The sequence below is a fragment of the Lysinibacillus sp. IITD104 genome, from assembly GCF_036698265.2.
GTDB lineage: Bacteria > Bacillota > Bacilli > Bacillales_A > Planococcaceae > Lysinibacillus > Lysinibacillus boronitolerans.
Window position 1 is genome coordinate 3,615,227 of sequence record NZ_JBAHYH020000001.1, and the last position, 12,229, is coordinate 3,627,455.

At 35.7% G+C, this 12,229-nt stretch carries 11 protein-coding genes; 3 read left to right on the forward strand and 8 right to left on the reverse strand.

The features are described 5' to 3' along the window. Positions 1–115: 115 nt before the first annotated feature. The 3 genes from mprF to V1L66_RS18445 form a co-directional block, all read right to left on the reverse strand. Positions 116–2,641 (reverse strand): bifunctional lysylphosphatidylglycerol flippase/synthetase MprF, encoded by a 2,526-nt coding sequence (mprF, locus tag V1L66_RS18435; RefSeq protein WP_333006385.1) that lies wholly within the window; start codon positions 2,639–2,641, stop codon positions 116–118. Between the two features lie 434 nt (positions 2,642–3,075). Continuing rightward, positions 3,076–3,783: a response regulator gene (locus V1L66_RS18440; protein WP_333006384.1), complete on the reverse strand. Its 708-nt coding sequence runs from the start codon at positions 3,781–3,783 to the stop codon at positions 3,076–3,078. Then, a complete protein-coding gene (locus tag V1L66_RS18445; protein WP_016992861.1) occupies positions 3,784–5,385 on the reverse strand; it encodes a sensor histidine kinase in 1,602 nt (533 codons plus the stop codon). A gap of 395 nt (positions 5,386–5,780) precedes the next feature. Here V1L66_RS18445 and V1L66_RS18450 point away from each other — a divergent pair, with 395 nt between their 5' ends. The 3 genes from V1L66_RS18450 (at position 5,781) to V1L66_RS18460 (ending at position 8,075) form a co-directional block, all read left to right on the forward strand. Next, the gene (locus tag V1L66_RS18450) at positions 5,781–7,043 is read left to right on the forward strand and encodes a dicarboxylate/amino acid:cation symporter (protein ID WP_016992860.1); all 1,263 of its coding nucleotides are present in this window, start codon (positions 5,781–5,783) and stop codon (positions 7,041–7,043) included. Positions 7,044–7,213: 170 nt separating this feature from the next. Beyond that, positions 7,214–7,417: a hypothetical protein gene (locus V1L66_RS18455; RefSeq protein WP_016992859.1), complete on the forward strand. Its 204-nt coding sequence runs from the start codon at positions 7,214–7,216 to the stop codon at positions 7,415–7,417. 115 nt (positions 7,418–7,532) lie between these two features. Next, positions 7,533–8,075, forward strand: coding sequence for a GNAT family protein (locus V1L66_RS18460; protein WP_312125544.1), 543 nt, complete (start codon positions 7,533–7,535; stop codon positions 8,073–8,075). 36 nt (positions 8,076–8,111) lie between these two features. Here V1L66_RS18460 and V1L66_RS18465 read toward each other — a convergent pair whose 3' ends face one another. The 5 genes from V1L66_RS18465 to V1L66_RS18485 all read right to left on the reverse strand — a co-directional run bounded on the left by V1L66_RS18465 (position 8,112) and on the right by V1L66_RS18485 (position 12,121). Then, positions 8,112–9,092 carry a S66 peptidase family protein gene (locus tag V1L66_RS18465; RefSeq protein ID WP_036075727.1) on the reverse strand — a complete coding sequence of 327 codons (981 nt, stop codon included), beginning with the start codon at positions 9,090–9,092 and terminating at the stop codon, positions 8,112–8,114. Then, positions 9,089–9,604 (reverse strand): GNAT family N-acetyltransferase, encoded by a 516-nt coding sequence (locus tag V1L66_RS18470; protein ID WP_333006383.1) that lies wholly within the window; start codon positions 9,602–9,604, stop codon positions 9,089–9,091. The genes V1L66_RS18465 and V1L66_RS18470 overlap by 4 nt, the downstream gene beginning before the upstream one ends. A gap of 134 nt (positions 9,605–9,738) precedes the next feature. Continuing rightward, complete coding sequence (locus tag V1L66_RS18475; protein ID WP_258860260.1) at positions 9,739–10,842, reverse strand: GNAT family N-acetyltransferase; 1,104 nt, start codon at positions 10,840–10,842, stop codon at positions 9,739–9,741. Positions 10,843–10,972: 130 nt separating this feature from the next. Continuing rightward, complete coding sequence (locus V1L66_RS18480; protein ID WP_258860261.1) at positions 10,973–11,452, reverse strand: hypothetical protein; 480 nt, start codon at positions 11,450–11,452, stop codon at positions 10,973–10,975. 6 nt (positions 11,453–11,458) lie between these two features. Continuing rightward, positions 11,459–12,121 (reverse strand): TrkA family potassium uptake protein, encoded by a 663-nt coding sequence (locus V1L66_RS18485; protein ID WP_004224679.1) that lies wholly within the window; start codon positions 12,119–12,121, stop codon positions 11,459–11,461. Between the last annotated feature and the right edge of the window lie 108 nt (positions 12,122–12,229).

Here is a 12,229-nt window from a genome sequence, read left to right on the forward strand (position 1 = left end):
CCCTACTTTATGTAGGGCTTTGTCGTCTTTATTCATGTCTTAAGAATAATTTCTTGTGCTTTCACATCTTGCTTCATGCAGCACCTGGATTATCATTATTTAAAAGTTTAAATACTTACTTTTTCCTCTTTTGCCCGATTAACAACGTAATTTGTGCCATTGTGAACGGTAATGAGGATTTCTTCCGATACGCTACATACTTTGGTACCCAAAAATCCGCATATTTTAGCTTAAAGTTTTTTAATCCTTTAAAATGATAGAAATGCTGCCCATGTAGAAAGATTTGTGCAGCTATTTTTTCACTTAAAAAGGAATATCTAGACTGTCCGACATTGGATAAAGGCGACATCCCCATGTTAAAGACACGATAGCCTTCCGATTTTGCCCATTCAAATAATGATAGGAAAATGAAATCCATTGTTCCAGATGGCGAACCAGGCTTAAACCTCATAAGATCCACAGAAACTCTTTCGCCTCGATCATACATCGGCATAATACTAGCAAAGCCAAACGTTCCTTGTGCGCCACGTAAAATGGCAATATTTGAAGTGCTTAAATAATGTTCATCAAAAAAACCGAGCGAAAAACCTTTCTCTGCTCTTCCCTGCAACCATTTTGTTGATACCTCTTTCAATTCCTTCATGACTTCCTGAGAATAAGGAGGACTCAGTATTTCTACTATATAATTTTCTCGTTCAAACTTATTTTTTATCGCTCGACTTCCCTTCATTTCTTTACCTGTGAGTGTAAATTTCTCTAGATCTACAAATGCCTCCTCACCAAGCTTAAAGAAACTATATCCATTCTCATGTAATGCAGAGAAAATTTTATTGTTTATCTCATAAAAGACAGGTGTATAACCATGCCGATCTGCCAATTCTAAAAATTCTTGGATAGCAGATAAAAAATCAGATTCATTTCCAACTGGATCTCCAAGAACGATAATCTTATCTGCATAAATTTGATAAGAGAATAAAACAGTTCCTTTTCCATTCCAATGTACAAATTTATCATGCAAAAAAATCAGATGTGAATACTCCGTTCCCTTATAGGTCATCAAATGATTTTTAATAGCTTCCTCATGCTCAATAGATAAAAGATTTACCATTTTCTTAGGTGTACGTATAAAATAACCTATATAAAAAATAACAATGGCGATAAGAATACCGATGACAGCACTATAAAAGAGGTCATGATAATCGGTTATAATATAGTCCTGTAGGGCACTAGGAAAATGAATTTTAGCAGAGGGTAAATTGACATAACCAATCATCACATACATAGCTGTAATAACTGTTACTATCGCAAGGTCAAGTATGACAATTCCCCATGTCAAAACATAACTTTCTCGATAAAACTGCTTTTTGGATACCATTAATAACACTGTGACAATTGCTAAAAAAATAGCTTCCTCATAATCAAGACCTTTAAAAATAGAAAATATCGCCGAACTACTTAGCACTACTATTGCGAGCTGATATGCCCTTTTTACTTTATATTTTATCCCCCTACATAACCCTAAGAGGATAAAGCCCGCCGCTACCGTCATTTGGTGTGAGACATTCATTATTGGTGAGGATAAAAATTCCTGAGCAATTTTTATACGACTTAGCACCCCTGGCATTGCTGCAGATAGCAATAAAATAATGCCAGAAATAAACACCAATAATGTTAATAGCAAATGGCTTAGTTTTTGAAAAATAATATTAGGTAAGTCATCCCAAGATTGATTCCACCGCATCCAATATTCTTTAATAAATAAGAATGCGGAAACCAAAAATGGTAGAACAAAATAGCCAATACGGTACAAAATTAATAGAAACAACACTTTTTCATCAGCAATTCCTATACTTTGTGTTCCCCACAAAAAAACGAGATCAAAGGAGCCAACTCCGCCAGGTATCATACTGACTATTCCTGCACTAGAAGCAATTAAAAATATAGGAATTAATGCGGATAATTCTATTGGAATCTTCAAAATAAACGTTAAAGCCCAAATTACGAAAAATACAGCAAGCCACTCAGCTATTGAAGTGGCCATCAATTGAAGTGATATTTTTGGTTTTAAAGAACTTTCCTTTTTATATCGAATCATATACATCGCCCAAAAAGCTGGTACATATAGGCTGACAAGAACAACTGCAATCGATAACCACCGTTCTTCTTTTAGCAATGGGAAATCCCAAAAGAATATATACATAATCCACGTTAACAAAGAAATCCCTGTTAAATAGAACAGGGTGACCGAAGCAATACTTCTGATCATGCCTTCCTTATCTTCTTTATATTTGGAATAAAAGTAATCACGTAAGAATATACCAACTAACCCTCCAAAGCCAATAAGGTTTGAAAAGGTATTTACGATAAATGAATGATTGAGCAAATTACGTCTATTGATGTTGATACCTAATATATTTGCTAAAATAACATCGTAAAAAATCATTGGTGTAATTGCGAAAAAAGTGATTAGAAAAATCAATAAAAGCTCCCATAGCTGAAGCTCATTCACTTCTTTTCGTAGTAAATGAACATCTATCCCACTCACTGATTGTTGGATTTCATAAATAGCTACTACCAAAAGTAATATTGGTAATAGAATCTTCAAAAATTTCAATAGTGTCTCTTTTCGGACGTTAAACATATGCCTAACCTACTTCCCATGAGCTAAATTAGAACTTCTATTACCTAAATCATTTTATTTTTTTAGGTAACGGACTATTTCCATATTGTAACGTATTCTTTGCTATATGTATTGTCAAAGTAAAGTACTACTATTCATACTATTAACAAACAATCGAACAATTTTCCTTACCTGCCTACGCCTACTACATCACCTTAAAAAAGACATTTTCATTTCCCGTATATAGTAGAGAAATAAAAATGTCCATATTCAATAAAGTTAACAATTTTACAAGCATATCTGGATTTGAAAACTCATCCCTACTCCTTACTATTCGAATTTACATGCTGCCTTATATGTATGGGGAGATCGGGCTTCTTGCACTCCTTTATAATGAAGCTTTTAGAACGCCTCCTAAATTGGCTCTGTCTTGTATCAGTACATATAACTAATCATTAAATATAATAACGATGAATAGGACGTCCTACGTTTCCATATTGTATATCTACTTTTAATAGTTTCTGCTTTTCTAAAAAGTCTAGATAGCGTCTAGCTGTTACACGTGCTGTACCTATATAAGTTGATACCTCCTCTGCTGATACTGCCTCGCCACTTTTTTTTATATATGCAAGTACCTTATCTAAGGTAGCTCGATTAAACCCTTTTGGGAGTTCTTCTATAAGAATGGCGTCCATTCCTGTAGTTTCTACTACAATTTGTTCAGGAAGACGCTGTTGCATTAAATGATCGACATCATGCTGAGTTAAATCTTGCATACCGCTTATTTTTCTTCTATAGCTTTGATAATTTTTTAAAGTCTGCTCAATCCGCTCAAACGTAAAAGGTTTCATAATATAATCATAGACACCTAAGTGTAAAATTCGCTGCACAGTAGGCATATCATTCGCAGCTGTTACAGCAATAACATCAACAGGAAGATGCTCTTCTCGGATTTTCCCTAACGTAATAATGCCATCTTGCTCTGGCATAAAAATGTCCATAAAGACAAGCTCTGGGGTTATTTGTTTAATTTTTTGAATTCCCTCAATTCCATTGCTAGCATAGCCAACTAATGAAAAACCTTTGATTTGTTCAATAAATTGTCTGTTCACTTCTCGTACCATTGGATCATCTTCTATTAATAAGACATTTATTACATCCATCTATACTTCTCCTAACTCAAATAAAATTAAGAAACTTGTTCCTTTCATAAATTCACTTGTTACTTCAATATCTCCATTGCCTTTTCTTACAATTTCATAGACTAAATGCAAGCCAATGCCTCGATTTTCACTAGCCTTTGACGAAAATCCATTTTCAAACATACGATCCTGCACCTCTTTGGTCATGCCAATACCGTTATCGGTAACTGCAATCGCTAAGACGCCATCATGCTCGTCTACAGAGATGGCTACATATTTATCTTCCTTAGAAAGTACATTTAATGCCTCAAAAGCATTTTCAATTAAATTGCCAAACAACACAACAAAATCATGATGATCTAATAGAGGTGGAAAGCGTTTAAAATGACTTTTTCGATCAATTTCAACCTCGATACCCAGTTCTTTTCCATAACTTACTTTACTTAATAACAAACCTGAAATATTTTCATTATGAAAGCGTTCATTTAAAAACTTCGTTAATGAGGCTTCATTTTCAGTAGTAACGGTAACATATTCAAGTGCTTGCTTTGTATGTCCCAATTGCAGTAGTCCCGCAATCGTATGAATCTTATTTTTATGCTCATGGGTTTGTACACGTAATGCTTGAACAAAGGCCTTTACACCTGTTACTTCCTCCGCAAGCTTTTTCACAGCTGTTAAATCTTTAAACATAGCAACTGCACCAACCAGCTCTCCATTCACAATAATAGGTACACGATTACTTAAGATACTATGATGATTAATGTAAAGCTCTTGATCATAAACAGGTGTTGCTGTTTCAACAATTTCAGGCAGACGGGTATCAGGCAAAACGTCATAAATCTTTTGTCCAATACAGTCCTCTATTTTCCTAGTAACACCTAAAATATCGGCCGCTTTTTCATTAAAAATGGTGATATTCATTTCCTTATCTACCGCTATTATTCCCTCATGCATGGCATTAAAGGTTTCTGTTCTTTCCACATACATTTTTGCAATTTCATGAGGTTCAAGCCCAAACATTTGTTTTTTTATATGTCGTCCTAGTGTATAGGCACCGAAAATACTGAAAATCAGTGATATAACAATAGTTATCATAATTTCTCGCTCATAACTTTGTAACATTTCCAGAAAATCTGGTAATGAATAGCCAACGACTACAATGCCCACTTGTTCCCTTTTATCATTAATAATTGGCACGAAAGCCCGTATCATAACACCCGATTCTCCACGTGCCTTTGATACATAATAATGTTCACTAAATGCGGCGTTTAAATCCTGCGACTCACTGCGTTTTCCTATTTCCTTACTTACTGGGTGTGATAGTTTAATACGCTCCATATTCATTACAACAATATACTCGGCCTTATGAATCACTCTAATGCCATCTACAATTTTATTAATATTTTTTGCAGATTCTTTTATATTGGCATTTTCCAGATGTACACTAAGCTCTGGTACATTTGATACAGTTCTTGCCACAAGCATTGCTCGCTGTCCAAAATCTTTTTCCTGTTCAGATAATAGGTTACCGAGTAAAAAAATACCACCTAGTAAAAAGGAGAGTGCAATGATTAAAAATGTCACTAACAGTATTTTGCCGTTCACAGGCATTTTCATCATTAAAAAATTCCTTCCTTTCAAATTTGCATTCTCATAATCAGTGGCACACATATTTAGTTTTAAGATTATCTGCAAAAAAATCTTTTGACAACATATTTAGTCGATATAAGTAGCAGAAAATATTGAATTTAATGAACAATATTATAAACTGATAATTTAAAAAGAACTTAATTATCACTCTATGTTTTTGTATTATAACAATAATTAATTAACTATAGCGTACCATAACAGAGATAGTTATTGATATTACTATATTTATATGTAAATGTAAGTAAATGTACTTAATGAACGATATGTTTCTTATTTTCTAAATCTCTTTTTTAAAGAAATATTCGCTATGATACTTTTAGTGAAAGCGATATCAAAGAGAAAATTTAGAAAAGAGGTAGCAAAAAATGAAGTTACTGAAAAATTTGACTATTCAGGTTATAGTGGCTATCATACTTGGGATTATTGTCGGAGCCATTTTCCCCGAGTTCGGTGCCAGCTTGAAAATCTTAGCAGATTTATTCATCAAATTAATTAAAATGTTAATTGCTCCTATTATTTTCCTAACAGTTGTTATTGGAATCGGCAGTATGGGAGATATGAAAAAGGTCGGGAAAATCGGAGGTAAGGCATTGCTTTACTTCGAAATAGTTTCCACAATTGCATTAGCAATCGGAATTGCTGTTGCTTTAATCGTAAGTCCTGGTACGGGCTTGGATACATCAGGTGCATCTGATGCTGATATTTCAAAATATACAACTGCTGCAGCTGAATCTGAGCAAGGCTTGGGTGCCTTCATTTCTAGTATTATTCCAGAAAATGTAGTTGGTGCATTGGCAACTGGTCAATTATTACCAGTCCTATTCTCTGCTGTTTTATTTGGCTTAGCAGCTGCCTCAATCGGTGCACCCGCAAAACCAGTTATCACATTCTTTGAGCAAGTAGCAGAGATATTCTTCAAGATTGTAAGTATGGTTATGAAAATATCACCAATCGGAGCTTTTGGTGCAATGGCCTATACAATTGGAAATTTTGGTTTAAAATCTTTAGGTAATCTAGGTTTATTAATGGCTGCCGTATATATAACAATGTTTTTATTTGTTGTCTTTATTTTAGGTGCCATTGCAAAGTTCTTTGGATTCAACATCTTTAAATTTATCGCTTATATCAAAGATGAGATTTTCTTAGTAATCGGGACTTCCTCTTCTGAATCAGCTCTGCCATCTATGATGCGAAAGCTTGAGAACTATGGTTGCTCGAAGCAGGTTGTAGGTTTAGTCGTTCCTACAGGGTACTCCTTCAATCTAGATGGGACTTCCATCTACCTGTCCATGGCTGCATTGTTTATCGCACAAGCATATGGAATGGAACTAACTTGGATTCAAATCATTACACTGCTCGGAATTTTAATGATTACTTCTAAAGGTGCAGCAGGTGTAACAGGCTCAGGATTTATTACATTAGCAGCAACTTTGGCGGCATTCCCAATGATACCAGTGGAAGGAATAGCGCTGTTAATCGGGGTAGATCGCTTTATGTCTGAGGCTCGTGCTGTAACAAATTTAATTGGTAATGGGGTAGCTTGTGTGGTCGTGTCAAAATCTGAAAAAGAGTTTGATATAGCTATGGAAGAACGTGCACTTCAAGGAAAGACCACTATTTCTTCCTAAAAAATGGTAGAAATGATAGCCATCTCTGTTTCACTACACTCTTTTTCATTCTAGTAAAAGCTATGAACTTATGGATTGACGCTGACAACCAACAGCTTACACTATCACCCAAAATAAAATGTTTACACTCTAGTAAAAAAGTGAAAGTTAATAGTAAGAGGTGATAGTGAATGAATGATAAAAAACAGGCGAAAACACGTAATACGAATAACCCTGATGTATTGGATACAGATAAAGAAAGTATTTTTGATAAACACGAGGACATGAAAACCGTTGATCCAATACCTGTCGAAGAATTGAATGAAAAAGTGAAAGATGAACAACATAAATCCAAAACTAAGGATTCCTCAGCAACAGATAAGCGCTATCGATAATGTGAAGGTAGAATTTTTAATTATAGTGCTGCAAAAATGGATAAATATAAAAAGTCGACCTAATTCATTATTATGGGTCGACTTTTTTGATACTATTTGTTAAAGGGAGTAAATCATGAGTAAAATACCAATTATGAAAACGGAAAGGTTACTATTGAGACCTATTACACATGAGGATTTAGAAGCAATGTATGACTACTCTTCCCGTGAAAATGTGGCGCGTTATGTGACATGGCAAGCACACACGAGCTTAGAGGATACAAAGGCTTTTATGGCATTAATTTTTAATGGTTATCAGCAAGGCAATTTGATGCTATGGGGTATTGAATATGCAGGCACAATTATTGGAACGATTGATTTTGTCACGATTAATGACACACATAAATACGCGGAAATTGGCTATGTGCTTTCTGAGGATTTTTGGAATAAGGGATTCACAACTGAAGCAACAAAAAAACTCATTGAATTCGGTTTTAATGAATTAGATTTAGTACGTATCCAAGCACGATGCTTTGAAGAAAACATTGGCTCCCAAAAGGTTATGGAGAAGTCAGGTATGCAGTTTGAAGGGTTATTACGGAAAAGTATGCTTGTTAAGGGACAATACCAAAATGTAAAAATGTACGCTATAACTGATGATGATTATCGAAACCTCTAGCAAATAGAGCCTTGCTACGTTTGCAAGGCTTTATCATTACAACCATCTCTCTATACAGTATATCTTTTTAGCTGTGGCATCTAGCTTTACTCGTTTGCCTATCGCTATCGGATGCATAGGGTGTGTATGACAAATATCCACCTCTGCTAATATAGGAATCTCTATTCCATCCAACTGTTCAAGTAGAATATCATATGGCTGTCGACCCGTTCCTAAATCATTATAGCATTCATGTTTCCCCAAAATGATTCCACTAACTTTGTTAAAGACACCATGCAATTTTAGCATTGCAAAATTCTTTTCAACAACAGCAGCATTTTTTAAGCAGTCCTCCACTAATAAAATATCACCTTCCACAATTTCAGGGAAATACGGCGTACCAATAAATCCATACATGGCATTGACATTCCCACCAATTAATCTCCCTTCCGCAACCCCTCCCTGAATCGCTAACCATTCATTCTTCTTGAGTTTCTTATCCACTGTCTTCTCAAGCCAATTAACAGGCTCATCCGACCAATAAGGAGGCATTGGAATTTCGTATGGTATTGCTTGCGGCTTAAAGAAATAATGCTCAAAAAATTTGAAGGTATCATTTACTAATGGTTCAAACTCGCCAAAGGAAGGTATGAGGGCCGGACCATAAAAAGTTGATATTCCCGTTTTTGCATAAAGTGCCAACAGTACGGCCGTTGCATCCGAATAACCTACGACCAATTTTGGATGTCGACGAAAAGCCTCATAATCAATATAAGGTAGCATACTATTAGCATTGGTGCCCCCGATGGTAGACATAATCATATCCACATTCGGATTGCGTAGTAACTCATTCAATTCTTCGGCTCTTTCCTTTGGCGAACCTGAACGATAATAATCGGATTTACCAGTTAGAGAACCTGTCACGATTTGAAAATTTTTATTCTCGAGAAATGCTTTAGCACGTTCATATCGTTCCAAAGCCGTCACGGTTGCTGGGGAGGACGGTGAATAGATGCCGATGTTTATTTTTGAAGTCATATGTTAAGTCCTTTCCCAATCAATAGTTTTGACATGTAGTATTCATTAATATATTGTCCATCTACATACAGCGAAGCCCGCTTCGTTCCCTCGATATCAAAGCCCATTTTCTTATACAAAGCAACCCCAGCCTCATTATTTTCCATAACGGTTAATTCTAGTCGATGTACACCATTCTCCATTGCCCAATTTTCTACGTGATGAAATAAAGCCGTTCCAATTTTCCTCCCTCTATAGTCACTATGTATGCCTATGACAAGATAAGCACGGTGAGCAATTCTTTTCAGCTCATTGCCCTGTACAATTAAGTACCCCACAATCCGCTCATCCGTTTCAGCTACGAACAAAGCTGAGTGGTGACTATTCTGTAGCTTGTCTATATACTCCCCAAATGGTTTAGGTGTTAAATTGCGCTCACCTGGTCCAAATAACATAAAATTAGATGCCTCTGCATTTGTCATAACAGCTATCATTTGTTCACTGTCATGTCGGGTTGCTTCTCGTATGACCATGTTTAGCACGCTCTCTTTCTAAAATATAGATACCTGAATCCTCAATTCTTTTGTATTTATATGGACATTGCCACCAAAGTATCTCATCACCCAGTGTTAGTTTTGCTGGAATTCTCATACTTTCTTCGTCCCTTCTAATAGGTTTGAATTTTAGCTACTAACTTTTCATTCCTAAAATGGAGTGTCTCAGTATCTATGAGTGTGTAAGCTTGTAATGTGGGATGATTTTCTATCCAGCGATCAAATGCCCATCTTCTCTCTTGATCATTATAATGAGGACAATAGGTACCTGATAATAGCCCTAAGCCATTCCATTCCTCAAAATCATTCTCGGTATTTTCACTATAGCATTTTTCAAACCAACACATTGCCCCAGCACTGATACCAGCTAATAGAACCCCTTTTTGATAAGCTTCCTTTAACAATTCATGAAAACCATATTCTCGCCACTTTTCAAGAAGATAACCTGTATTTCCCCCGCCCACATAGATAATATGCTGTGCTAGTACTGTTTCTCGAATATTATTATCAAGCATATCCTTTAGCAGAATATGTGTTGCTTCACAATGATGAAAAGCTGCATAAAACTTCTCGATATACCCTTGTGCATCATTACTTGCGGTGGGAATAAAACAAATTTTAACTCGTTCATTTGTCTGAGCTTGTTGTAAAATATACTCATCGATAAATGAAGGATTCTGTTGAGAAAATCCGCCGCCTGATAGGGCAATGATTTGTCTTGTCGGTTCATTATTTTTTCTTAATTCATATACAGCTTGTTCCTGCCCAAATCTTTCTAACATCTGTACTTTCTTCATTCCTAACTTTTCGAGCAAGCGACACGATGCCTTGTTAGCTGTTTGTGTTTCCGCCACAATAGATGCTATATTTAGATAATTTAAACCCTCCTCAATTACCTGTGTAAGTACTTCAAAAGCTAGCCCCCTCCCCCAAAACTGAGGTAAAAATTGATAGGAAAGCTCATATAACTCCTTATCATGGTATTCATCGATTGAGACAAGACCGATAAATTCACCTGTCTCCTTTAAAGTGATAGATAAATATGTATTAGGAAATGGCGCTTCTAGCATGCCTTTAAAAGATGCTTCTATATAGCTGTTTGATGGAACACCACCGAGGTAAGTTCGAACCTGTTTATTAGAGTAGAGTTTATGTATATCTGTAAAATGTTCTAGTTGTAATTGTTCGATTACACAATTAGTTGACATGATTTTCATTACATCTAGCCCCCTTCGTTATGTCAAAGTTTAATCTAACTCTCTCGTTAAAATCAAATATTTTTTCCATTTTTTTCTTACAGATATAAAAAAGTAGTGACCAGCATGAATTGCTGTATCACTACCTGCATTATTGCCCGTATTGTTCAAGTAACCGTTGCGTATTGGTTGATTGTTCAAGTACCTTTTTCTCCTTTGCCCAATAGACCAAATATTGTGCATCATCCAAACGAAAAACCATTTGCTGCAACTCTTCATCAAGTTCAGAACTAATAGCCACTTTTAATATTTCCACCTCATAAAGAGGCTTATCCTTCATTTTATAAACGATATGATATGCTGGCTTTTCTTCAAAAATAGTTCTTTCCTTTTTGGAAAGCTTCCTTACATGACTCAATGGATATTTCTCAATAAAGTCTTGTGCCTCATCGCCTGTAGCACGAAATAGAGATCGATCTCCTTGAAATAATTCAATGTCATCAATTTCTGTAGCATGATCTAGAACAAGAGAGATTGCCTCATCTTCACTTTTTTCTCTGTTTTGCATAATAAAAGCACCAATTAGTAAAATACCAGCAAATATAACAAGTCTCCATCTGCGTTTCGTCATCTGCTCTTACCCGTTCAATGCCTTTTTAACAAAACGATTTATATCAACATCAGCGCCTATAACAAGCATAATATCTCCTAATAAAATCTTGTCACTTGCCTGTGGAGATACAATGATATCAGCCCCACGCTTTATTCCCACAATGTTGATGCCATATTTAGCGCGAATATCCAAATCCATAATGGAATATCCAGCAATCGCATCATTGGCCTTTAATTCCATAATTGAATGTTCATCTGATAGCTCTAAATAATCTAGAACAGTATTCGATAACATATTATTAGCAATACGAATACCCATATCCCGCTCAGGATGGACGACAAAATCTGCGCCAATTTTACGTAAAACCTTTTCATGGTAATCGTTCTGAGCCTTTACTGTTATTTGCTCAACACCAATTTCCTTTAAAATAATGGTTGTTAATATACTTGCCTGAATATCTTCCCCAATTGCTACAATTACGTGCTCAAAATTACGAATACCTAATGAATTCAATACCGATTCGTCGGTTGAATCTGCAATAACAGCTTGTGTAGCAATGGAAGCAAACTCATCTACACGCTCTGAAGAATGGTCAATCGCCATTACCTGTGCGCCCTGACTCATTAATTCACGAACAATACTCCCTCCAAAACGTCCAAGCCCTATGACTGCAAACTCTTTTTTCATCATAAAAATCCCTCCGAAAACTACTATACCACCATTGTAGCGTATTCTTTGCAATATGTATTGTCAAAACAAGAGCCCATTCGTCAATGTTGGACAGCAAAAAAGACG

Coding starts and splice junctions, on each gene's coding strand:
- mprF (WP_333006385.1), bottom strand. CDS start 2,641: ATGTTTAACGTCCGAAAAGAGACACTATTGAAATTTTTGAAGATTCTA.
- V1L66_RS18440 (WP_333006384.1), bottom strand. CDS start 3,783: ATGGATGTAATAAATGTCTTATTAATAGAAGATGATCCAATGGTACGA.
- V1L66_RS18445 (WP_016992861.1), bottom strand. CDS start 5,385: ATGATGAAAATGCCTGTGAACGGCAAAATACTGTTAGTGACATTTTTA.
- V1L66_RS18450 (WP_016992860.1), top strand. CDS start 5,781: ATGAAGTTACTGAAAAATTTGACTATTCAGGTTATAGTGGCTATCATA.
- V1L66_RS18455 (WP_016992859.1), top strand. CDS start 7,214: ATGAATGATAAAAAACAGGCGAAAACACGTAATACGAATAACCCTGAT.
- V1L66_RS18460 (WP_312125544.1), top strand. CDS start 7,533: ATGAGTAAAATACCAATTATGAAAACGGAAAGGTTACTATTGAGACCT.
- V1L66_RS18465 (WP_036075727.1), bottom strand. CDS start 9,092: ATGACTTCAAAAATAAACATCGGCATCTATTCACCGTCCTCCCCAGCA.
- V1L66_RS18470 (WP_333006383.1), bottom strand. CDS start 9,604: ATGGTCATACGAGAAGCAACCCGACATGACAGTGAACAAATGATAGCT.
- V1L66_RS18475 (WP_258860260.1), bottom strand. CDS start 10,842: ATGAAAATCATGTCAACTAATTGTGTAATCGAACAATTACAACTAGAA.
- V1L66_RS18480 (WP_258860261.1), bottom strand. CDS start 11,452: ATGACGAAACGCAGATGGAGACTTGTTATATTTGCTGGTATTTTACTA.
- V1L66_RS18485 (WP_004224679.1), bottom strand. CDS start 12,121: ATGAAAAAAGAGTTTGCAGTCATAGGGCTTGGACGTTTTGGAGGGAGT.